Annotated in this window: 21 protein-coding genes; 11 read left to right on the top strand and 10 right to left on the bottom strand. The window is 64.2% G+C overall.

Features of this window, described 5'->3' with window-relative positions:
- Positions 1-7 precede the first annotated feature (7 nt).
- Positions 8-1,249, bottom strand: a complete 1,242-nt coding sequence (locus SADO_RS11750; RefSeq protein WP_353111563.1) for an ATP-binding protein — start codon at positions 1,247-1,249, stop codon at positions 8-10.
- A gap of 90 nt (positions 1,250-1,339) precedes the next feature.
- Between SADO_RS11750 and SADO_RS11745 the strand changes: the two genes are divergently transcribed.
- Complete coding sequence (locus tag SADO_RS11745) at positions 1,340-2,008, top strand: response regulator transcription factor (protein ID WP_353111561.1); 669 nt, start codon at positions 1,340-1,342, stop codon at positions 2,006-2,008.
- 82 nt (positions 2,009-2,090) lie between these two features.
- Here SADO_RS11745 and SADO_RS11740 read toward each other — a convergent pair whose 3' ends face one another.
- From SADO_RS11740 to SADO_RS11725, 4 genes are all read right to left on the bottom strand, one after another.
- Positions 2,091-2,267 carry a DUF1328 domain-containing protein gene (locus SADO_RS11740; protein ID WP_006913961.1) on the bottom strand — a complete coding sequence of 59 codons (177 nt, stop codon included), beginning with the start codon at positions 2,265-2,267 and terminating at the stop codon, positions 2,091-2,093.
- 156 nt (positions 2,268-2,423) lie between these two features.
- Entirely contained in the window at positions 2,424-2,858 is a 435-nt protein-coding gene (locus tag SADO_RS11735) for a host attachment protein (RefSeq protein WP_353111559.1), read from the bottom strand.
- An 83-nt stretch (positions 2,859-2,941) separates the two neighbouring features.
- Entirely contained in the window at positions 2,942-3,877 is a 936-nt protein-coding gene (gene thpD, locus SADO_RS11730; protein WP_353111557.1) for an ectoine hydroxylase, read from the bottom strand.
- Between the two features lie 76 nt (positions 3,878-3,953).
- Positions 3,954-4,151 carry a CsbD family protein gene (locus SADO_RS11725; RefSeq protein ID WP_353111555.1) on the bottom strand — a complete coding sequence of 66 codons (198 nt, stop codon included), beginning with the start codon at positions 4,149-4,151 and terminating at the stop codon, positions 3,954-3,956.
- A gap of 170 nt (positions 4,152-4,321) precedes the next feature.
- Here SADO_RS11725 and SADO_RS11720 point away from each other — a divergent pair, with 170 nt between their 5' ends.
- Positions 4,322-5,344: a hypothetical protein gene (locus SADO_RS11720; protein WP_353111553.1), complete on the top strand. Its 1,023-nt coding sequence runs from the start codon at positions 4,322-4,324 to the stop codon at positions 5,342-5,344.
- An 82-nt stretch (positions 5,345-5,426) separates the two neighbouring features.
- Here SADO_RS11720 and speE read toward each other — a convergent pair whose 3' ends face one another.
- Positions 5,427-6,272 carry a polyamine aminopropyltransferase gene (gene speE / locus SADO_RS11715; protein WP_353111827.1) on the bottom strand — a complete coding sequence of 282 codons (846 nt, stop codon included), beginning with the start codon at positions 6,270-6,272 and terminating at the stop codon, positions 5,427-5,429.
- 85 nt (positions 6,273-6,357) lie between these two features.
- On the opposite strand from speE, the gene speA reads away from it, so the two are divergent.
- Positions 6,358-8,217: a biosynthetic arginine decarboxylase gene (gene speA, locus SADO_RS11710; RefSeq protein ID WP_353111551.1), complete on the top strand. Its 1,860-nt coding sequence runs from the start codon at positions 6,358-6,360 to the stop codon at positions 8,215-8,217.
- Between the two features lie 54 nt (positions 8,218-8,271).
- On the opposite strand, the gene SADO_RS11705 is transcribed toward speA, so the two are convergent.
- Positions 8,272-11,634, bottom strand: a complete 3,363-nt coding sequence (locus tag SADO_RS11705; RefSeq protein WP_353111549.1) for a DUF748 domain-containing protein — start codon at positions 11,632-11,634, stop codon at positions 8,272-8,274.
- A 140-nt stretch (positions 11,635-11,774) separates the two neighbouring features.
- On the opposite strand from SADO_RS11705, the gene SADO_RS11700 reads away from it, so the two are divergent.
- Positions 11,775-12,698, top strand: a complete 924-nt coding sequence (locus tag SADO_RS11700; RefSeq protein WP_353111547.1) for an NAD(P)-dependent oxidoreductase — start codon at positions 11,775-11,777, stop codon at positions 12,696-12,698.
- Between the two features lie 76 nt (positions 12,699-12,774).
- Here the strand turns inward: SADO_RS11700 and SADO_RS11695 are convergent, their stop codons facing one another.
- Both SADO_RS11695 and argH read right to left on the bottom strand, forming a co-directional pair.
- On the bottom strand, positions 12,775-13,284 hold the full coding sequence (locus SADO_RS11695; RefSeq protein WP_353111545.1) for a DUF1269 domain-containing protein: 510 nt from the start codon (positions 13,282-13,284) through the stop codon (positions 12,775-12,777).
- A 94-nt stretch (positions 13,285-13,378) separates the two neighbouring features.
- The gene (argH, locus tag SADO_RS11690; protein ID WP_353111543.1) at positions 13,379-14,779 is read right to left on the bottom strand and encodes an argininosuccinate lyase; all 1,401 of its coding nucleotides are present in this window, start codon (positions 14,777-14,779) and stop codon (positions 13,379-13,381) included.
- A gap of 116 nt (positions 14,780-14,895) precedes the next feature.
- Between argH and SADO_RS11685 the strand changes: the two genes are divergently transcribed.
- From SADO_RS11685 to SADO_RS11655, 7 genes are all read left to right on the top strand, one after another.
- Positions 14,896-15,945: a sensor histidine kinase gene (locus tag SADO_RS11685; RefSeq protein WP_353111541.1), complete on the top strand. Its 1,050-nt coding sequence runs from the start codon at positions 14,896-14,898 to the stop codon at positions 15,943-15,945.
- Between the two features lie 28 nt (positions 15,946-15,973).
- Positions 15,974-16,702 carry a LytR/AlgR family response regulator transcription factor gene (locus tag SADO_RS11680; protein WP_353111539.1) on the top strand — a complete coding sequence of 243 codons (729 nt, stop codon included), beginning with the start codon at positions 15,974-15,976 and terminating at the stop codon, positions 16,700-16,702.
- Between the two features lie 67 nt (positions 16,703-16,769).
- Entirely contained in the window at positions 16,770-17,690 is a 921-nt protein-coding gene (gene hemC / locus SADO_RS11675) for a hydroxymethylbilane synthase (RefSeq protein WP_353111537.1), read from the top strand.
- 4 nt (positions 17,691-17,694) lie between these two features.
- Positions 17,695-18,477, top strand: a complete 783-nt coding sequence (locus tag SADO_RS11670; protein WP_353111535.1) for a uroporphyrinogen-III synthase — start codon at positions 17,695-17,697, stop codon at positions 18,475-18,477.
- Positions 18,478-18,509: 32 nt separating this feature from the next.
- Positions 18,510-20,147 carry a uroporphyrinogen-III C-methyltransferase gene (locus tag SADO_RS11665; RefSeq protein ID WP_353111533.1) on the top strand — a complete coding sequence of 546 codons (1,638 nt, stop codon included), beginning with the start codon at positions 18,510-18,512 and terminating at the stop codon, positions 20,145-20,147.
- Positions 20,147-21,334, top strand: a complete 1,188-nt coding sequence (locus tag SADO_RS11660; protein WP_353111531.1) for a heme biosynthesis HemY N-terminal domain-containing protein — start codon at positions 20,147-20,149, stop codon at positions 21,332-21,334. The genes SADO_RS11665 and SADO_RS11660 overlap by 1 nt, the downstream gene beginning before the upstream one ends.
- 9 nt (positions 21,335-21,343) lie before the next feature.
- Positions 21,344-22,201 carry a Rossmann-fold NAD(P)-binding domain-containing protein gene (locus tag SADO_RS11655; protein ID WP_353111529.1) on the top strand — a complete coding sequence of 286 codons (858 nt, stop codon included), beginning with the start codon at positions 21,344-21,346 and terminating at the stop codon, positions 22,199-22,201.
- Between the two features lie 7 nt (positions 22,202-22,208).
- Here SADO_RS11655 and SADO_RS11650 read toward each other — a convergent pair whose 3' ends face one another.
- Positions 22,209-22,670, bottom strand: a complete 462-nt coding sequence (locus SADO_RS11650) for a hypothetical protein (RefSeq protein WP_353111527.1) — start codon at positions 22,668-22,670, stop codon at positions 22,209-22,211.
- Positions 22,671-22,703 lie beyond the last annotated feature (33 nt).

The raw sequence follows: 22,703 nt of genomic DNA, 5'->3' as shown, positions 1-22,703 counted from the left end.
CGCAACCTCAGTTGCGGGGCAGACGCAGCGAAAAGATCGTGCGTGCGTCGCAATCGCCGCTGTTTGCGGCGCGACCACGGTCAGAAAGGATGAGATCGCCGCCATGGCTGCGAGCCAGTGTGCGGCAAACGGCTAGACCAAGGCCGACACCGTCGTCCTTGGTCGTCAGGAACGGCTCGAAGACCTGGATATCGTCAGCCACGCCCGGGCCGTTGTCGACGACTTCGATATCGACATAGTCGTCGTTGGCGCTGTTCACGCGCACATGCACTTCGCGCAGTTCGTTGTTCTGTTCGCCGTCACTGAAGGCGTCGACGGCGTTGGTGACGAGGTTGCGCAGAATCTGCTGGACGAATATCTCGTCGATTGGCAGTTCCAGGCTCTCGATGGAGTCGAGCGCCGGGCCGTGGTAACGAACATTGTTCGCACGCAGCGCCGGATCGAGCAGCTGATGTACATCGTCGATGATCGGCTGCACGGCCTGTTTGTTCCGGGTCGGTTTGCCCTGGCGGGCAAAGTCGCGCAGATGGTGAATGACGGACACGGCGCGAGAAATTTCGTGGTCGGCGCGTTCGAGCGTGCCCCGAATCTCGCTACCCTCGGCGGTAAAACCCATCCGCGCGCGAGCAATGAAGTTGCGGGCCGCCGTCAGAGGCTGGCTTAGATCGTGAGCGAGGCCGGTGCCCAGAGCGGCGAACACGCTGATCCGGTCGCGCGTGTCGATACTCGTATGCAACTGCGAGATCCGGTCGTTGAAGTTGATTCGGTCCGTTATGTCGAGCGCGAAGCCGGCCAGTCGATAGAGTTCGCCGTCGTCGTCGTACACAGGGAAAGCGCGATCGCGGATCCAGCGGGTTTCCCCGTCCGGCCGGTCGATACGGAATGTCTTGTCGTAATTGCCGTCGGCGGCGTCGCGCTTGAAGGCCGTGAGGACTTCTTCGCGGTCGGCGTCGTGGACCCATGCCAGGCGCTTGCCCGGATCCTCGTAAAGGCTCTGGCAGGTCTGGCCCCAGATCTGCTCATAGGCAGGGCTGATATAGACCAACTGGTCGCCCAAGGGGTTGGTCATCCAGAACACTTCGCGGATATGTTCGGCCAGTTCGCGGAAACAGCGCTCGTTGTTCTGGGCGCGTTCGCGCAGTTCGCTTTCTGCCGCAAGGCGTTGCTCAAGTTTGTCGATGCGCGCTTGCGCGGCTTCGAGAGTGTCAGGCCGCGTATTGTCGGGATTGTCGGATTCTGGATCGATCATCTGCGGTGTCCTGAGTTGGCTTGATTACCCAAACTGTCGATCATTATCGGCGACTACGCCTTGTCAAACAGACTTGAATAAACTAAAAAGATGGGCGCTGATCCCTGTTTGTGTCCTGTCGAGAGGAATTTGAGTCAGGTGCCTTTTGTTGTTCACGTAGTTGATGATGATCCGGCGATCCGCGAATCGCTGAAAGGCCTGCTGTCCGATGCCGGCTATCAGGTCGACTGCTATTCCAGTGCCGAGGCATTTCTTCAGGTACGAGCGCCGCGCCGGGGTCTGGCGTTGATTGATCTGCGCTTGAAAGGTACTGACGGTATCACGCTGCAGAAGGAATTGATCGCCAATAACGCGGCGGTGAGCGTGATCATGATGAGCGCCTACGGCGATATCGAACATGCCGTAACCGCCATGCGGTTGGGGGCTGTCGATTTTGTAGAAAAGCCGTTCTCTCCTGAAGGCATGCTCGAAAAGATCGACCGCCTGTCCAAGGCGAGCGACAACGATGACACGGCCAAGCGCGAGGCTCGACAACATGCAGCCCTGATCGAGTTGCTCACCCCCCGCGAAAAGCAGGTTCTAAGCATGATCGTCGACGGTCTGGCGAACAAGCAGGTCGCCGGTCAGTTGGGGATAAGTGCGCGTACGGTCGAGACTCACCGGGTGCATCTCATGCAGAAACTCAATGCCGAATCGCTGCCTCATCTTGTGAGAATATGGCTTTCGGCCGGAAATCTCATCGAAGTGCCGGAGTTCTAAAGACCGATTGAAAAAGGGCGCCGCCGGAAAAGGGGGAAACCGACGACGCCACAGACACGCATTGAGTTGTAGACAACTCGTGCTAAAGCTTCGGGCCTCTTCCGCGTACTGCATTCGAGACCAGCGCGATCACGAACAGCACCAGGAAGATGAAGAACAGGATCTTCGCGATGCCTGCGGCACCGGATGCGATGCCACCAAAGCCGAAAAGCGCCGCGACAATCGCGACGATGAAGAACGTAATAGCCCAACCCAGCATGACTCACTCCTGATTTTCGGTTTGCTTCGGTGCGCGACCGTGATCCTCTGAGGCTAGGGCAGGTGCTTCGCGCTGCCTATCCGTAGGAACCCTCAGCCGGCACGCCTGCAGTCTGCCCGATGATCATGACTCGAGCGCGGCTAATAGGCCTAGCGATCAGAGCTGGTTGTCGAGCTGCTTCTCGATCTGACGCTCGTCGTGCTGCGCCCAGTTCTTGTCGATGGTCTTGCGCACCGTGTCCTGCAGCGGGTTGTCCATGTGATCGCGCAGGCGGCCGAGAAAGGACGGGTCGGCAACGACGACGAGTTCCGTGAACGCATCGTTGTTGAGCTCGCTCTTGAGCCGTTCGGTGACCTGCTTGGCGAAGATATCCGCGTGTTTCTCACTCGTCGTGGTCTGCGGGTCCGCCTGGTGCTGGCCCGAGCCGCCGCTGTCATGGACAGCGCCCTTGCCACCGGTGCGCAGGTCGCCTTCGTGGGCTTCGCTTTCGCTGTGCTTGAGCGTATCGATGAGCGTGAGCTTGTGCTCGGCGTCACGGAAAAACAGCCGCGCCCGCGCGGCGTCGCTCACTACGATCCATTGATTACTCATGACATTCTTCCTTTCGGGATGACCCGATCACTATGGATGACAGCCGTCGCGGCCCGAAAGGGCCGCGGGCTGTTGAACGCGATTTACGCCGACTTGGCGTAGCGGAAATCGCTGTACGGGTCGTGCATTTCCAGCGCTTGCGGCGTGTCCCGGTTGGCCAGGAACGACGGCCGCGGCTTGTCGGCTGCGTAGGGCTGTCCAAGCGCGTTATCCACGCTGTTGTAGACGAAGAACAGGTTCGAGCGCGGCCACGGGGACATGTTCGAGTTCGATGCGTGCAACGTGTTGCATTCGAACAGCAGCAGCGAACCGGCCGGACCCTTGGGCGCAGCGATGCCGCCGCGATTCACGAGTTCCTGGAGATTTTTCTGGCTCGGCACGCCCGCTTCCTGAGCCTTCAGCGAGCTCTTCCAGTTATCGTCCGGCGTGGCGCCTTGGCAGGGCACGAACTGGTGATGCGAGCCAGGAATCAACATCAACGGGCCGTTGAACTCGTTGTTGTCGGTGAGCATGATCGACGCGCTGATCGCCCGCATCCGCGGCATGCCGTCCTCGGCGTGCCAGGTCTCGAAATCCGAATGCCAGTCGAAGCCGGCACCCTGGAAGCCGTACTTGTCGTTGATGCGCGACTGGTGGATATACACGTCGCCACCCAGCAGCTGGCGCACCATGCCGAGAATACGCGGGTCGCGCGTGAGCTCGGCAAAGCGGGTCGAGATGCGATGCATGTCGAACACCGAGCGGATCGCGCCCGATTTCGGATCGCGGATCACGCCGTCCTGCTTGAGCAGTTCCTCGTCATGGCTCATGTCTTCGAGCTCTTCGAAGAACGGCGCCATGCGTTCCTGCGAAAAGAAACCCTCGAACGAGAGATAACCATCACGCTCGAAGTTGGACAGGGCAACTTCGCCCAGCGGTCCATTCCAGCGGCTCTCCGGCGCGGCATGGACCACCGGATCCCGGCGCATGCTGCGTTCGGCGGGCTGGCTCGTACGCGTCACATAATCGTCGTGTCGCATAAGATTTCCTCGATCTACTTTTCTCTTCCAGTTCAGGTCGACCCGGCACCCCACCGGGCGCCGGGCAGACCACGCTTCAGAACTTGCGTTCGAAATCCTTGAGTTTGTCTTCGGCGGCTTCCTTAGTATCGCCGTACTTTTCCTGGATCTTCGCCAGCATGTTCTGGCGTTTGCCTTGGACCTCTTCAACATCGTCGTCCGTCAGCCGGCCCCAGTGCTCTCGCACCTTGCCTTTCATGCGATCCCATTTGCCTTCGAACTGATCTTCATTCATGGCTTGATCCTGTGTAATCAATGATTGTGCTGAGTCGAGAACTTAAGCACGAGGTGCGTTGTGCTCAATACGGGCTAATACCTAAGCACTCTCTCGCGGGGGCTGGTTTTAACGCGTAAGCTCGCGGTTTGGCTCAACCTTCACACTCGTGCATGACACAGTCCAAGACGATGAATAAGTCCGCGCAGGCGCTTTTCGAGGCCCATGTCGCGTTCGAGCTCGACCAGTGGCGCGGCAAGGGCGCCGCCAAACGGCTGAAGGCCGAAGTCGATGCGATCTGGCAATGGGCGGGCGATACGACACTCGAATCGCTGGTCTCGGTGGATACGGTGCGCGGTGCTGCCGAGCGCCTGGCGCTGGACATGCGTCTGCCCGACGATCTGGCCGGCGTGATCGGTGGTATCGCCGACGATCTCATTCGGCTTGACCTGAACAAGAAGACCCGCGTGCAGGACGTGATCGACGAAAGCCTGTTCGAGGAGGGTGTGAGCCTGTTCGTGGAGCTCGAGGAACTGCGTGCGCGCCTGATCGAGCGGCTGCTGGACAGCCCGGTCTATACCGCGCTCGCCTCGGACGTGCTCTACCAGGGCATCAAGGACTACATCTTCTCCGATACCGGCGCGATCAAGTCGATTCCGGGCGTGTCGTCGCTGATCAAGGGCTCGAGCAGCGCGATCGGTAAGCGCATGCCGGGCCTCGAGGCCCAGGTCGAGAAGCGCGTGCGTGCCTATATCGAGAACAACACGGCGAAGACACTCGCGCGCAGTCAGGAGATGTTGATCGAATCGCTCGACGAGGAGCGCATTCGTGCGATCGCCGCCGAGATCTGGGCGGAGGTACACGACAAGAAGCTCTCGATCGACGATGTGGTCGATGCCGACGAGCTCCAGAAACTGGTCGATTACGGCCTGCGCATCTGGCAGGAGCTGCGCGAGACCCAGTACATCGGCGATCTGGTCGATGCCGCCGTGGTGTCCTACTTCGAGCGCAACGGTTCGCGTTCGCTCACCGACGTGCTGGGTGATGTCGGCGTGGATCTCGACCTGTTGCACCAGGAAGCCGAAACGCTCGCACCGGTCGTCATCGAGGGACTGTCGGAAAGCGGTCTGCTTGAAGACCTCGTACGGCGGCGCTTGGGGGCTTTCTACTCGTCCAAGGCGTTCGAGACGGCGCTGGGCGAATCCTCCAAGTAGGTCGACCTCTAAAGCCTGTTGGCCGTTTCAGACGGCCTCGCGCGGCGCGTGCTGCCGGCGCCGCGCTATTTTCTTGCCGGCTTCAGCCGCCGAGAATTCGGGCCATGAATGCCGGCTGGGCGAACGCCGCGTTGTGCATGGCCGGGGTGTAGTAGAAGGTTTCGAAACCGAGCTCGCCCTGCGGCGCATACAGCGTGCGCGTATCGCGCGCCGCCAGCGTGGCCGACCACCAGCCGGTCGGATAGCTGGGCTGCGGGAAACTCAACAGCTGGGTGTCGGCAAAGCCGCTATTGCGCAGCCCGTCGTGCATCTCGCCGATCAGCTCGCTGTGCACCAGCGGGGACTCGCTCTGCTGTACCAGCATGCCGCCGTTGCCGAGCACGCGATGGCACTGTTTATAGAACGCCTCGTTGAACAGGCCTTCGGCCGGGCCGATCGGATCGGTGCTGTCGATGATGATCAGGTCCACGCTGCCGTCCGGCGCGTTCTTCATCCACGCGACACCGTCCTCGAAGGCCAGGGTCGCGCGCGGGTCGTCGTTCGAATCGCACAGCGCCGGGAAGTACTCCTCGGCCAGACGGGTCACGCGTTCGTCGATCTCGATCTGCGTGGCCTGCTCGACGCTGTCGTGCTTGAGCACTTCGCGCAAGGTACCGCAGTCGCCGCCGCCGATGATCACCACATTCTTGGCCGAGCCGTGTGCGAACAGCGCCGGGTGGGTCATCATCTCGTGGTAGACGAAGTTGTCGCGGTCGGTGAGCATCACCAGCCCGTCGATGGTCAGCAGCCGGCCGAAGGTCTCGGTCTCGTAGACCGCGATCGTCTGGTACGGCGAGGTTTCCTCATGCAGCTTGTCCTTGATCCGCAGCGAGAAACCGAGCCCCAGCGTGTCGCTTGCTTCGGTATACCAATTGCCGTCGAGTACCATGCGTTTCCCTTGTGCGCGCTTGAGCGCAGCCGTCGAGCCAAACCGGCCACGCAGTATATAGCCCAGCCACGCAGTATAAATATCCATGTCGCAACACAACGAACAGACCGCCACCGCGCCGACCTGGCAGATCGACGATGCCCGCGCGCTCTATCGCGTGGCCACCTGGGGCGAAGGCTATTTCGATATCAACGAGCGCGGCGCGGTGACGGTGACGCCGAGGGCGAATGGCCCGGCGATCGATCTCGACGCGCTTACCGACGAGATCCAGCGCGCCGGCCTGCGTCTGCCGGTACTGGCGCGCTTCACGGATATCCTCGGTGATCGTATCAACCGGCTGTGCGACGCCTTCGAGGCCGCGCGCGAGCGCCACGATTATTCAGGCCGCTATACCGTCGTCTATCCGGTCAAGGTGAATCAGCAGCGGGCCGTGGTCGAGCAACTCGTCGCCGCCGGTGGCGAGCGTGCCGGACTGGAAGCCGGCAGCAAGCCGGAGCTGATGGCCGTGCTCGCACTGGCCGCGCCGGGTAGCGTGATCGTGTGCAACGGCTACAAGGACCGGGCTTTCCTGCGGCTGGCGATGATCGGGCAGCAGCTGGGCCATCGCGTGCATATCGTGGTCGAAAAGCCCTCCGAGCTGGAGCCAATCGCCGAGATCGCCGACGATCTGGGCCTGCGTCCCAGCATCGGTCTGCGTATTCGGCTGGCGAGTGTCGCGGCCGGCCACTGGCAGAATACCGGCGGCGAGAAATCCAAGTTCGGCCTCACCGCGTCGCAGGTGGTCGATGCGCTGGCCCGCCTGGAGCGTCTCGGCTATGCCGACTGCGTGCAGATGCTGCATGTGCACGTCGGTTCGCAGGTCGCGGACCATGCCGCACTTGCCCGTGCCATGGACGAGACCGCCCATCTCTATCGTGGCCTGCGCGCGCTCGGCGCGCCGGTGAACGTGGTCGATGTCGGTGGCGGGCTCGCCGTGGACTACGAAGGCCGCGGCGCGCGTTCGTTCTGTTCCATGAACTATGGCGTGCCCGACTATGCGGATGTAGTGATCGGCGCGCTGGCGCGGGTCTGCCGTAGCTTCGAGCTGCCGATGCCCGACGTGATCAGCGAATCCGGGCGCGCGCTGACCGCGCATCACGCGGTGTTGCTGACCCAGGTGATCGACAGCGAGACGGCCCGCGATCAGAGCATGGCGACGCTGGACGGCGCCGTATCGCCGAGTGCGACGCTGGATCGCGCCGAGCGGCATATGGCCGACGTGCAGGCGCGGTTTCTGGCCGGCGATATCGGTCTCGAGGAACGCGCCGCGGCCGAGGCCGAGGTGGCGGCCATCTATCGCGCACTGGCTGCCCACGCGCCCGACAACGACGACGAACGCGCGGCGATTGTTACCGCCCAGGAAAAGCTCGCCTCGAAATATTTCGTGAATTTCTCGGTCTTCCAGTCGGTGCCCGACGTCTGGGCGCTCGATCAGATCTTTCCGGTCATGCCGCTGGCCCGTCTCGACGAACGGCCCGAGGAGCGCGCCCGCCTGTGCGACCTGACCTGCGACTCCGACGGGCGCATGGATCGCTATGTCGACGAGAACGGCGTCGACAGCACGCTGCCGCTGCACGCGCTGCGCGACGGCGAGGCCTATCGGCTGGGTATCTTCATGGTGGGCGCCTACCAGGAGAATCTGGGCGACATGCACAACCTGTTCGGCGATACCGACGTGGTCAATGTCGAGATCGACAGTGACGGTACAGGCTGGCGTCTGGCCGACGCGGAGCAGGGCGACCGCGCCGACGAGCTGCTGCGCTATGTCCATTTCGAGCCGGACGATCTGCGCGCGGCCTATCGTCGCAAGCTCGCGGCATCGAATCTGGATGCACGCATGAAGCGCGAAACCGAAACCCTGCTCGAAGCCGGTCTTTCCGGCTATACCTACCTGCTCGAATCCTAGGGGGCCGCCGCTTCACCCGATCCCGGGTGGAGCGGCGACAGGCTCTCTCGCCGGCTACTTGCCGGTCAGCGAAAAGGTGGCCTCCGGCGACGCGTCCGTCTCGCGATCGATGACCGGTTCGCCCAGCGTGATGTGCTCGGGATTCACGTCGCGCGCCGCCAGATAGTCGCGTACCGCGGAGGCGCGCTGGCCGGCGAGTTTGCGTAACTTGGGTTCGTTGCCGCTATCGATCGTGTCACCGCCGAACAGCGACATGGCATCCGCATCCTGCGGTGTCGCATGGCCCTGAACGGTGAGACGCAGGCCCGGTTTTTCGCGCATGGACTGCGCGATGTTGCCCAGGTAGCCGCGATCCTCGGGGCGGATGTAGTGCTTGCCAGCCACGAACACGACCGGCTTCGAGACCAGCGAGCGGCCCAGGTTGAGCAGCGCGTTCTTCGCCTTGTTGAGCAGCCCCAGCGGCGAGTAGTCGCTCATGATCGTGGTGCGCAGGCCGGCCAGCACGGCCTCGCGAACGAGATTGCGTACCGAGAAGTAGGGGTTGGTGACGTCACCGAGGATGGCCGTCTCGAACTGAATCGTGTCGTCCTGGCCGCGCACCAGCCCGAGCGCAGTATCCATGGAAATGCCGAACACGATCTCGGTCTCGCTGTTGGGTGTCTCCACCAGCCGGAAGTTCGACAGCGTGGTATCGAGATTGCCGTCGAGCTGGCCGTCGGTGGCTTCGAGGTTCAGCGTGCCGTCCGCTACGCCGCGGGCGATGCGCCGGCCCATGGCCGCGTTGAGATAGCCCGACATCGGCGCGAGCGCCAGCGAACGCAGCCAGGCGTCCAGATCCATGTTCATGCCGCCGGTCGCCAGCGGCGCAATCGTGCCGCGGCTGTCCAGATGGCCATACTGGCCCACATCCAGAGCGAGGCGGAAATTGGCGTCCCGGTCGGGATTGCCGGTGTCGAGACCGTCGGCGGTCAGTTCGAGCGTCGAGCCGGTTAGCGACACGGGCGGGTTCACGGCCACGTCGGTGAAGGCGATCGACGGCCCGGAAAGAGTCAGGTGATCGAGCGCGTAGGTCGACGCCGCGCTGTTCGAGGCGTCGCGCGAGCTGTCCGCCGGCGTATCGCCATCGCCGCCGAAGTACAGCGCCATCACGCCCATGCCGTCGGCGTCGTGGCGTATATGGATGTCGGCGCCGTCGATCGCGAGTGTCGACAGCCGGTAGTCACGTAGCGCACGCAGCTGGAATCCGCGTGCCGATGCCGTGGTTGCGTCGAGCACCGCGGCACTGGTGTCGGTATCGCCGAGCACGCGCACGCCCGTGGCATTCAACGTGTCGAAGCCGATGTCGTCGACGCCGTCGATCGCCAGGTTGTCGAGTTCGGCGTCGCGCAGCGCCACCCAAGGGGCACCGATGGCGGTGTTGTCGAGCTTGAACGCCTGCGCGGTGATATCGCCGGCCATGTTCAGCTTGAGCTCGCCGCTGGTAACCGGCTGTTCGCTGTAGTCGCCGTTGAAGACCAGCCGGTCGGCGGCCAGTGCGATTGGCTGGCCGGGCAGAGCCAGTCGTGCCGTGTTGGCGATCAGGCGCCCGCGGGTACGGCGCGAGACCTGGTTTGCGATATCGAAATCCATCGCGCCGTTCCAGAGCGCGGCGCTGGCCTGGAATGTTGCGGTCTCGGGCACCGCAAAGCGTAGAGCGCGCGTATCCAGCCGGCCGTCGCTGCTGATGCGCGTGCTGCTGCCGGCAGCGACGTCGAAAGCGCCCTGCCAGTCCATTGTCGTAATGCCGAGCTCGACACTGCCCGGCACCTGCAGGTTCATTTGACTCGCCTTGAGGGCGCCGTCGCTGTCGACTCGTATATCGGCACCGGCAACGGTCTTGAGCGTGCCGTTCCAGTCCAGCTGGCGGCCGTTGATACGCGTGTCGCCGGCCAGCGTCGTGTCGAGACGCTCGGCCTTGAGTTTGCCGTCGCTATCGATCTCAACGTCTTTGTCGGCGTCGGCCTGGACACGGCCCCGCCAGTTCAGCCCGCGGCCGGAAACTGTGCTGCTGCCCGCGAGGCTGATATCGAGTCGTTGCGCGTCGAGCGTGCCGTCGCTGTCGACCTGCACCGTCTTGCCTGTCGTGGTTTCGATGTTGCCCTGCCAGCCCAGCCCGCGGGTTTCGATCCGGGTGTCGCCGGCGAGAGCCATGTCGAGACGCTCGCTTGAAAACCGCCCCTTGCTCTGGACATGTGCGCTGGCGTCGGGGGCGATATCGGCCTGGGTGCTGCCCTGCCAGCTCAGAGCAGGCGCGCTGAACCGGTTCGTCGCGCCCGCGGTGATCTCCACGTCGCCGGCGTCGAGCTTGCCGTCGGTGGTGATCCGAGTCGCATCTGCCGCCAGCGTCGTGGTTGTGCGGCCCTGCCAGTCGCCGGTTGCCTGCTTGAGACTGAATGCTTCGGGTTGCTCCAGTGCCAGCCCGGCGACCTGCAGCCGACCCTCGCTTTCAACCGTGGCTGGTTGCCCCGCCGGGCGCAGCAGGTCGAGTTGTATCTGGCCCCGCCAGGACAGCCGGTCTCCCGACAGCGCCAGACCGTTGGCCATGGCGAGTGCCGAGGCCTGCCAGTCGGCCGAGCCGTCGATACCGATCGTGAGCGACGCGGACGGGGCGTAGTCGATATCGATCTGCTGTTCGCTGTCTACGGTTCCGGTCAGGCGTTGCAGGCCGCGCGCCTGGGTGAGCGGCGAGAGCAGATCGAGGGCGAAGTCTTCGGTCTGCAGTTCGAAGTGGCCAGATACCGACTCGCCGAACGGCGTGATGCGCCCCTTGAGTTGGATTCGGCTGTCGCCGACGCGCAGGTTGGCGTCCAGCGGGACATCGTTATCGGCCTGCCAGGTGACAACGTCGCGTGCGCTGGAGTCATTGAGAACCACTTCGTGATCGATTGCCGGCTGCTCGCCGTTGGCGGGCTGCATGTAATGGATACGCAGCCCGCGCACGGCGACCTCGCGCAGGGCGAGCCCCCACTCGATAGGCTGGCTGTCGCCGGATTCGGCGGATGTGATCGGTATGCCGCCAATACGCAGGCTATTGTCGGTACCGCGGCGGATATCGAGCGCCGCGTTCTCGACCGCGAGCGTCGACAGGCTCAGTCGTTTGGACAGCAGCGGGGCATAGTCAACGGAAAACGTCAGCTGATCGATAGAAAAGCCATCTCCTTCAGGGCCCCGGCCCTTGGCGTTCCGCAGGTCGACGGTGCCGCTGAACAGATCGACATCGACATCGCCGATTGTGGCGCTGACGCCAGCGTCGTTCAGATAGTGCAGCGTCAGCTGGCGCGCGGCCACGGAAGGCAGCCACAGCAACGCCGCCGCGATGAGCGCGGCCAGCACGCACAGCACGACGAGTACGCGTTTCACGCGTCGGGAAACATTCATTGCGACATACGACCGGCCACCCCAACAGGCCTGCTTTCAGAAACTGCGTGTTGTGGTGCGCGGGCTCGCATGGGCGGGCGCGCGTAAACGCTCATTCTGGCGTACCGGAGGCCGATTCGCACGGCGCGCGACACACATTTTTGAAAACAGGCTCCAGACCTTATCATCGAGCCTTCGTTTCCCGACAAGCGTCTGACATGAAAACAGCATTCATCGGCATCGGCGGTATGGGCCATGGCATGGCCGCCAATCTTCAGGCCGCGGGTCTGCTCACTGCGGTCTATAACCGAACGGCCGAAAAGGCCGAGGCCTTTGCCAGTGAACATGGTGTCAAGGCGGTTGATTCGCCGGTCGCCACGGTGGCCGAGGCCGAGGCGATCATCATCTGCGTAAGCGCCGACGAGGACGTGCTGGCGATGGTCGATGCGATTACGCCGGAGCTTACCGATCGTCATATCGTGATCGATTGCTCGACGGTTGCCAGCGACACCGCGCGTGAGGCCGCCAGGCGCGTCGGCGAGAAAGGCGCGGGTTTCGTGGACGCGCCGGTGTCCGGCGGCACGGAAGGCGCCAAGAATGGCACGCTGTCGATCATGGCCGGCGGTGATGAAGCCGTATTCGAGCGGGCGAAGCCGGTGCTCGATGCGATGGGCAAGAGCATCACCCACATGGGCGAGGTCGGCACCGGCCAGGCGACCAAGGCGGTCAACCAGATCCTGTGCGCCGGCATCAACCAGGCGGTCTGTGAGGGCATGCGCTTTGCCGCGGCGCTCGATCTGCCGCTGGACAAGGTGGTCGACGTCGTCGGTTCCGGCGCGGCCGGCAACTGGTTCGTCAATCACCGCGGCAAGACCATGGTGAAGGACATCTTCGATCCCGGCTTCAAGATGAAGCATCACCACAAGGATCTGGGTATCTGTCTGCATATGGCCGAACTCAACGGCGGCAAGTTGCCGTTGTCGGCGCAGACGCGCGAGGAGTACGAAAAGCTCATCGCCGAAGGCCATGGCGACGAGGATATTTCAGCGCTCTATCGCGCGCGTCGCGATCTGTTCGATCGCTAGCGGTCGGCAATAGCGTCCACTAAAAAAGGCCGGCACAAATGCCGGCCTTTTTTTTGCCTGTCGCTGGAAAGTCATATCAGCCGGCGTTCGAACTGTGGGCGTCGGTGCCTTCGATCCTGGCGTTCGGCGCGGCTTCGTGGATCGCGCGCTCGACTTCCTCGACCCGTCCGGATTCGGCGTCGACCATCATCAACACCTGACCTTTCTGGATCGCGTTCTCGTAAGCCTCGATCTGGGAGTTGTCGTGGCGGATGCCGATCATGCTCGATGCCCAGGCGCCGAAGCCGGCACCGGCCACGCCGGTCGCGGCGACCAGGCCGCCGCCGATCGCGAGCCCGGCCGGTGGGAAGGCCATGGCCGCGAGGCCGGCGACCACGCCGGTCACGCCACCCGCGGCCGCACCGCGTCCGGCCGAGCCGATCAGGTCGGAGCTCTCGGCGACACTGGGCTCGGGCAGATCGCGGGTCTGTGTTTCGTCGCGGGCGACGACCGACATGTCGTCCTCAGAGACGCTGTTCTGTTTGAGTTTTTCGACGACCTGGTGGGCCGTGTCGATATCCTGGAGCAGAAAATAGAGGCGTTGCATGATGACCTTTGCTGTTAGTTACAGGTTATTCCTGTGACCCTCACGCAACGTCGATGTTCCAGCGCCCAGCTCGGCTGTGCCGTTGCGGCGCGGCCTAGCCGAGTGCCGTGCGAGCGCGTGCCGCGGCGGCCCGCACCTGTGCGGGTGCCGTGCCGCCGATATGGTCGCGCGCAGCGACCGAGCCTTCGAGCGTGAGCACCTCGTAGACATCGTCACCGATCGCGTCGGAAAAGCCGCGCAGGGTGTCGAGATCGAGCTCGGCCAAGTCACAGCCGGCGCCGATCGCGTGCTGCACGCTCTTGCCCACGATCTCGTGTGCGTCGCGAAAAGCCACGCCCTGACGTACGAGATAATCGGCCAGATCGGTTGCAGTGGAAAAGCCCTTGCGCGCGGCTTCGCGGCAGGTTTCTGCGTGCACGGTCACGTGCGGCATCATGTCGGCATAGAGCGCGACGCTGTTCATCACCGTATCGACCACGTCGAAGATCGGTTCCTTGTCTTCCTGATTGTCGCGGTTGTAGGCCAGCGGCTGGCCCTTCATGAGCGTAAGCAGCGATACGAGATGCCCGTTCACGCGCGCGGTCTTGCCGCGTACCAGTTCGGCGACATCGGGATTCTTCTTCTGCGGCATGATCGAACTGCCGGTGCAGTAGCGATCCGGCAGGTCGACAAAGCCGAAGGCCGGGCTCATCCACAGCACCAGTTCCTCGGAATGGCGCGACAGATGGGTCATGGTCAGCGCCGCTGCGGAGACGAACTCGATCGCGAAATCGCGATCCGAGACTGCATCCAGCGAGTTGTCGATCACGCTGTCGAAGCCGAGTTCGGCGGCGACCATCTCGCGATCGATCGGGAAAGTGGTGCCGGCCAGCGCGGCCGAGCCCAGCGGCAGGCGATTCACACGCTTGCGGATATCGCGCAGGCGTTCGGTATCGCGCGCCAGCATCGCTTCCCAGGCCAGCATGTGGTGGCCGAAGGTCACCGGCTGGGCGACCTGCATATGGGTGAAGCCGGGCATGATCGTATCGGCCTCGCGCTCGGCCACGTCGACCAGCGCGCCGCGCAGGCGTTCGAGTTCGCCGATCAGCGCGTCGATCGCGTTGCGCAGCCACAGGCGGATATCGGTGGCGATCTGGTCGTTGCGGCTGCGGCCCGTATGCAGCTTCTTGCCGAGCGAGCCGATGTCGTCGGTCAGGCGCGCCTCGATGTTCATGTGCACGTCTTCGAGGGCCGGGTCCCAGTCGAATTTGCCGGCGGCAATGCGTTCGCCAATCGCGGTCAGGCCGGCCTCGATGCGGGCGAACTCGTCGTCGCTGAGCACGTCGACTTTCGCCAGCATGCGGGCATGCGCAATCGAGCCGCGGATATCGTGGGCGTACAGACGGGCGTCGAACGACACCGATTCGGTGAAGGCCGCCACGCGTGCGTCCGGGCCTTCCGAGAATCGTCCGCCCCAGGTCTGGTGGCCGGAATTATTGCTGGCGTCGCTGCTCATGATGGTCGCTCGTCCTTGCCTCGAAACGTCTGCGGCCGTTGCCGCCTGGGCGCGCGAGTATAGCAATGCAGGGCCGTGCGCTTGACGTGGCGGGGCAGTGCTCGAACACTCCGTCGATGAATCCTGAGCGCGAACCGGTCGAATTTCTTCCGGATTTCTGTACCGGCGCCCGCGTGTTGCGCGTGCTGGTGGTGTGCGAGGCGGTGGCCGTGGTGCTGGCCCTGGGCGGCTCGCTGACAGCGGTATTGCCCGAGCGCTTTCTGCTGCTGTCGATCTACCTGCAATGGATCGGCATCTGCAGCGCCGCGGCGCTGTGCTTGATAAAGCGCTATGCCAGCCGTCTGTCGGCTCGCGGCGTGGCCTTGCTGGCCTATCTGACGTTACTCGCGGTGACGTTCGCGATCACCGAGATCACATATGTTGCGGGACGTTATTCGGGTTTCGCGCTGCTGCTGGAAGACGCCTCGCACGACGGGTTCGTCGCCCGCAGCGTGGGTATATCGGCCGTCGTGGCCGCACTGGCGCTGCGCTACTTTTGGCTGCGTTCGGCCTGGCAGAGCCAGGCCGAGGCCGAGATGCGCGCGCGTCTGGAAGCGCTGCAGGCGCGTATCGAACCGCACTTCCTGTTCAACAGTCTCAACAGTGTGGCTGCCCTGATTGCCGTGCGTCCTGACGAAGCCGAAAACGCGCTCGAGGATCTCGCCGTACTGCTGCGCGCGCGCTTGGCCACGAACACGCCGGCGAACGTGAGCCTTGATGAGGAAATGGCCATGGTCGATGCCTATGTCCGTATCGAGTCATTACGCATGGGCGAACGCCTGACTTTCGATGTGCGAATCGACGAGGACGCGCGCGCCTGCCAGTTGCCGGCCCTGTCGCTGCAGCCGCTGGTGGAGAATGCCATCGGCCATGGGGTCGCCCGGCTGCCGGACGGCGGCACGGTCGTATTGCAGGCCAGCCGTGAGCGCGACACTCTGGTGCTGCAAGTCGTCAATCCGCTCGCCGGCGATGCGCCGCCCGTACCCGGTAATCGACAGGCGCTCGTGAATATCCGCCATCGTCTCGCGCTGCGCTACGGCGACGTGGCCGAACTGCGGGTCACGGCCGAAGAATCCCGATTCACCGTCGACATGATCGTGCCGCAACCGGCAGAGTCCGTTTCGTGAATGTTTTGAAGGCGATGGCGACACGGCCATGAGGATCGTGATTGTCGACGACGAGCCGCTGGCGCGTGAACGCCTGCGGCGGATGATCGAAGCTTTCCGCGGCTACGAGGTCGTGGGCGAGGCCGGCGATGGCGCAAGCGCGCTGCGCTGTGTGCAGGAAACCGCAGCCGACACCGTACTGCTCGACGTGCACATGCCGGGCATGGATGGCCTTCAGGTGGCGCGCCAGCTCGCCGCAGCGGACGTGCCACCGGCCGTGATCTTCGTCACCGCCCATAGCGAGCACGCGTTGTCGGCGCACAACAGCCACGCGGCGGGTTATCTGCTCAAGCCGGTACGCCGGGAGGATCTCGGCGCCGCGCTGACCCGCGCCAGCCAACCCAGTCGCGCACAGATGGCCACGCTGGAGGCCGGCGTACCGGGCGATCGACGCGCTTATATCAGCGCCCGCACCCGCGATGGCATCGAGCGCGTGGCCGCCCGCGATATTCTCTATTTCTGGGCCGACCAGAAATACACCACCGTCTATCATATGCAGGGCGAGCTGCTGATCGAACAGTCGCTGCTGGCGCTCGAACAGTCGCTGGGCGACACCTTCATGCGTGTCCACCGCAAGGCGCTGGTGGCGCGCCGCCATATCGTCGGCCTACGGCTGGATGGACCCGAAGGCGCGATGCTGAGCGTGCGCCATGTTCGCGAGGGCGTGCCGGTCAGCCGCCGCCGTTTGTCCGAAGTGCGCGCGCTGCTGGAACGGTAGAATCCCGTTTTTCATGGTTTTCACCACGACGCGTGTGCGTCGTCACGAAACAAGGCTGATCCCCGAAATGCCCCAGACCCTGCGTATCGCTACCCGCCAATCCCAGCTCGCCATGTGGCAGGCCGAGCATGTCCAAGTACGCTTGCAAACCGCGTTGCCGGAAATCGATGTCGTGCTGCTGCCCATCCGCACCGAGGGCGACCGGGTGCTCGACCGCCCGCTGGCCGAAATAGGCGGGAAGGGGCTGTTTCTGAAGGAACTGGAAGCCGCGATCGAAGCCGGGGAGGCCGATCTTGCTGTGCATTCGATGAAGGACGTGCCCGCCGAACTGCCGCCGGGTTTTGCGCTGCCGACGGTGCTTGCGCCGGGCAGCCCGCTGGATGCTTTCGTATCCAATCATTACGACACGCTCGAGTCGTTGCCGGATGGCGCCCGCGTGGGCACATCGAGCCTGCGTCGTGCGGCGATGATCAAGCATCTGCGCCCGGATCTGGAAATCCTCAGCCTGCGCGGCAATGTGCAGACTCGGCTGGCCAAGCTCGACCGCGGCGATTTCGATGCCATCGTTCTGGCCTGCGCGGGTCTCGAGCGCCTCGAACTGGCCTCACGGATCGCCAGCGAACTCACCATCGAACAGAGCCTGCCGGCGATCGGGCAGGGCGTGCTCGGTATCGAGATTCGGGCCGACGACAGCGAGACTGCTGCCCATATCGCTGCGCTCGACGACGAATACACGCATATCCGGATCGATGCCGAGCGGGCCGTGAACGCGCGCCTGGAAGGCAGCTGTCATCTGCCGATCGCGGCGCATGCCGTCCACGATGGTCAGACGCTGCGCCTGCGCGCCTGTGTCGGCAAGCCGGACGGTAGCGTCATGGTGCGCGACGAGATTTCCGGGCCGACGGGTGAAGCCGCCGAACTGGGCCATCGATTGGCCGACCAGCTGCTGGCAGCCGGTGCCGACAAGATTCTCGCGGACTTGAGTTAGCAGGATGACTGCGCCGTTGGCAGGTCGGCGTGTCTGGCTCACCCGGGCCGCGCACCAGGCCGAGCCTTGGGCACAGGCATTGGAGGCCGCCGGCGCCGAGGTGCTGCGCGAGCCGCTGATGGCGATCGACACGCCCGCAGACGACGCGGCCGCAAGGGCGGCGCTCGCTTCGGCCGCGGAGGCCGACGTGGTGATAGCCACAAGCACCAATGCCGTGCACTCGGCGTGGCAGCTGCAGCCGGATTTCACCCCGGACGGTCGGCTATATGCGGTGGGCGCAGCCACGGCCGCAGCACTCGAGTTGGCGACGGGCCGCGCGGTCGAGAAGCCAGACGGTGGGTTTTCCAGCGAGGGACTGCTGGCGCTGGAATCGCTGTCGCAGCTGCAGAGCAAACGGGTGGCAATCCTGGCTGGGGAGGGCGGCCGCACCACGCTGATCGATGCGCTGCGCGCCCGCGGCGCCGAGGTGGACAAAGCCGCGCTCTACCGCCGCCGCTGGCTCACTATCGACACACGTCGCCTTGCGCGGCTCATCGACGCTTCGGACGCGGTAATCGTGACCAGTGGCGAAGCGGTCGCACATCTCGTCGACCAGGTCTCGAAGGCGCATGAAGCAGGGCTGGCGGCGCGATTGGCCGAATGTCGGTTGGTGGCGCCGAGCGCGCGTGTGGTAAAACAGACCGATCAGCGCCTGAACTGGATCCACGAACCAGTGATCGTCGAGCGTATCGGGGGCGACGCCATCGTCGCCGCGCTTGCACGGGTCTGGAAGGGCGACCGACAATAGCGGCTATCGGTACCGGGGGAATCCGCCACCACATGAGTGAAGAAAAGCGTAACGACGCCCCGTCCAGCACGGGCGCCGACAAGGACAAGAGCGCGGCATCCGCCTCGAAACCGAACAAGACCACGGGTACGTCCAGTACGCCGGCGTCTTCGGCTTCGGGCACAGCCTCTGCACCGGCAACCGATACGTCCAAGACGGACAACGCGGCCAAGAGCAGCGCCGCTTCCGGCGGTGGCAAGCCGAAGACGGGGCAGGACAAGACGGGCGGCAGCTCGGCTTCGAAGCCGTCAGGCAAGGCCCAGTCGAAAGGCGATGCCAAGCCGGCATCCAAGCCCGCCGATAAACCGGCAGCGACGAACGCCGGCAAATCGACCGCCTCCAGTGCCGCATCGAAACCGGGCGCGAGCAGTGGCGCCACGGCCACGACCGCCGGCAGCGCATCGCACGCCGCTTCTGGTGGCAGTACCGGCACGCCGCATCGCGCCACGCCGGCCGCTTCGGGCAACGGCGGCAATGGCGGCGGTGCGAGCAAGATCATTGCCATCGTCGCGGTCGTGATCGCGATAATCGCGCTGATCATCTCGGGCTGGCTTTACTCCCGCGGGCAGGATCGGCTCGCTTCGCTGGATTCGCGCCTGAACACGGTCGAGAATGGCATGGAGTCCAACGTCCAGGACGTGGTCATGCCGCGCCTGAAGCGTTTCGAGTCACAGCTGGAATCGGTCAGCAACGACGCCCAGCAGCAGGCCGAAAGCGTGTCCTCGCTGCAGGAATCGGTACAGCAGACCCAGACCCAGATGGCCGACGTGGCCGACAAGGTCCAGGGCAGCAACAACCGCTGGGATCTCAATCAGATCGAGTCGCTGCTGCGCGCTGCCAATCAGCGTCTGCAGTTGCATGACGATCCGCAGGGCGCGCGCAAGGCGCTCGAACTGGCCAGTGATGCGATTCGTCGCAAGAATGATCCACGCCTGTTTGACCTGCGCGGCGAGATTGCCAACGAGATTGCAGCGCTCGAAGCATTGCCCGACCCCGATGTCGAAGGCATGTCGCTGGCGCTTGTCGCGATGATCGAGCAGGTGCCGCAACTGCCGCTGGCGTCCAATGTGCCGGGCGAGTTCAAGTCCGGCGACGGATCATCGTCTTCCGAAGCGGACTCCGGCCAAGACAGCGAAGCAGACTCGGGCATGTCCATGGATGAATTCCAGGCCAAGTTCAGCCAGGGCTGGGATCATTTCACCGACTCGGTGGGCGAGGCCCTGTCCGGCATGCTCACGATCCGTCGTTCCGATGGCACCCAGCGTGCGCTGCTGCCGCCGGAACAGGCGTTCTTCCTGAACCAGAACCTGCAACTCGAACTGCGTACCGCACGTCTGGCGCTTCTGGAACGCGATACCGAGAATTATCGTGAAAGTCTGGCCAATGCGCGCCAGTGGCTCGAGGACTATTACGACACGAGCGCTGCGCCGGTCTCGAACATGCGCGAGCGCATCGGCCAGATGAGCAATGTGAAGCTCGACTGGGATGCGCCGGATATCAGCGCCAGCCTGGTGGAGCTGCGCGAGACGATGTCTCAGCGCGCTGAGCGGGCCAATGGCGGCTCGAGCAATGCGCAGGGCAGCGGTGATAACACGAGCGCCGGCGAGGCAGCCGCGCAGGACGGTCAGTGATGAGACGTCTGCTGCTGGTCTTCTCGCTGTTCGTCATTGTCGGCATCACCGTCGCGCTGGTCTTTCGTGATCAGCAGGGCTATCTGCTGCTGTCGTTCGGCGGCTGGCAGGTCGAGACATCGCTGCTGTTCGCGGTCGGCGTGCTGCTGGTCGGTATCTGGCTCGCACTCATGCTCTGGCGTCTGATTGTCGCTGGCGTGTTGCTGCCCAGCTCGATGCGCAAGCGCCTTGCCGCGCGGCGCGATCGCAAGGCCCGCAATTCGCTCTATGACGGCTTGCAGCTGTTGATGGAAGGCCGCTGGGCACGTGCCGAGACGGAACTTGCGCGTCTGGCCGATCGTCACGAGGCGCCGGGCCTGAACTATCTGCTCGCCTCGCGTGCCGCGCAGTTCCAGGGCCATGTGTCGGATCGTGATCGCTATCTGGAAAAAGCGTCGTCCAAGCGCGGTGCGAGCGAACTCGCGGTGCTGCTGACCCAGGCCCAGATGCAGATCCAGCAGGGCCAGAGCGCGGAAGCGATGGCGAGCCTGGCGCGGCTCTACCAGATGGAACCGACGCACCCGCAGGTGCTGCAGCTCTATAGCGCGCAGTCCGCGAGCGTGGGCGACTACAAACAGCTGCGCGCGTTGGTGCCGGCGCTTTACAAGCATGGCGACATGCCGACCGAGAACATCGATCGTCTCGCGGTCGATGCCTGGAACGACGAGCTAGCGAATCATCAGCAGAAGGATGCCATCGCCCTGACCACGGCCTGGAAGCGGGTACCAAAGCGCTTGCGCGCCAAGCCCGGCATGGTCGAGCGCTATGCCAAGCTGCTCAAACGTGCCGGCGCCGACGACCAGGCCGCCGACGTGATCCGCGATGCGCTCAAGCAGGAATGGAGCGCATCACTGGTACTCCTGTTTGGCGATCTGGAATGCAACGACCGTACGGCCCAGCTAGCCACGGTGGAAAGCTGGCTGAAGCAGTACGGCGAAGAACCGGAGCTGCTGTTGGTCGCGGGCCGCCTGTGCCTGCGCAATCGCCTCTGGGGCCGCGCACGCAGCTATTTCGAGGCCAGCCAGAAGAACCAGTCGCGTCCGGACGCGCTGCTCGAGCTGGGCCGGTTGTTCGAAGAGATCAACGAAAAGGAAGAGGCCCGCTCGGCCTATCGCCAGGGCCTGGAGCTACGCGGCAACGACCGCTGAGCCGTTGCAATGCATAGCCTGATCGTTGGCTGTGGCGATACCGGCGTGCGTGTTGCCGCGCGCGCCGTCGCCGCCGGTGACACGGTAACCGGCGTGGTGCGCAGCGCGCAGAGCGCGGCCCGGGTACGGGCGGTCGGCGCGCACGCGCTGGTGCTCGACCTGGATCACGACACGCTCGATCTGCCCGCCTGCGATCGCCTGTTCTATTTCGCGCCACCCCAGCGAGAGGGCGAAACCGATACCCGCATGCGCCGCGTGCTGTCTGCGATGACCGGCGCGCCGCGTTTCGCGGTCTATATCAGCACCAGCGGTGTCTACGGCGATTGCGCCGGCGAGTGGGTGGATGAGGACCGGCCGGTCAATGCCGAGAGCGATCGCGCCAAACGCCGCGTCGATGCGGAACAGCAGATGCTCGAGTTCTGCAGCCATGCCTGTGTGTTGCGTGCGCCGGGTATCTACGGGCCCAATCGTCTGCCGGTTCAGCGCGTGCTCGACGGCACGCCGATCCTGAACGATGCCGACGGCGGTTTCAGCAACCGTATCCATATCGACGATCTGGCCGCGATTGCCTGGCGGGTCGGCACGCGGGTGATGCCGCATCGGGTCTACAACGCCAGCGATGGCCATCCGACCGGCCTGGGCATCTATTACGACACCCTTTCGCACATGCTCGACGTCGAATCGCCCCCGCGTATTTCCTGGGCCGAAGCCGAGCAGCGTTTTTCAGCGATGCGGCTGTCGTTCCTGCGTGAGTCCCGCCGGTTGCGCAACCAGCGCCTGCTTACCGACAGCGGCTATGTGTTCAGCTTCGCGGATTTTCGCGACGGGTTGGCCGCCAGCCTGCGGGCGCAGGCACCGCTCGACTAGCGCGGCTTCAGCCGCCCGCACCGACGGTCGGCACCACCAGCTCGCGGCGATCCAGCCCGGCTTCGAAACGGGTGACGGTGGTATCCAGACAGTTCGCGCCGGTCAGCGCCAGATCGACATGGCCGGTCGCGTTCTCGATCACGGCGATGTTGTAGAGAAAACTCGGCGTGCCGCCGCGGCAGTTGCCGATTCGATCGCTGGACAACGTCAGCCGGTATTTCGCCTGGCCCGCCAGCCCCCCGTAACCGCGATTGCGGTTCAGCGCGTCCGCGTCGTACTCGATCAGCGACCAGCCGCGATCGTTCAGGCTCTGGCGCAGGCGCTGGGCCAGCATGCCGTCGTCCTGCGGCACCGCCATGGCGCGCGATGCGCCGTTGTCGGCCGGGGGCAGCGGCGCGCCGGCACAGGCGGTAAGCATGCCGTAGAGCAGGATCGCCAGGGCGGTCAACAGAATCTTGCGTTGCGTCATCAGCATCAGCAGGAGCAGGGCGCTACAGCATAA

Source organism: Salinisphaera dokdonensis CL-ES53, from assembly GCF_040361215.1.
In the GTDB taxonomy this organism is placed as follows: domain Bacteria; phylum Pseudomonadota; class Gammaproteobacteria; order Nevskiales; family Salinisphaeraceae; genus Salinisphaera; species Salinisphaera dokdonensis.
This window is presented reverse-complemented; position numbering and strand designations above follow the sequence as displayed.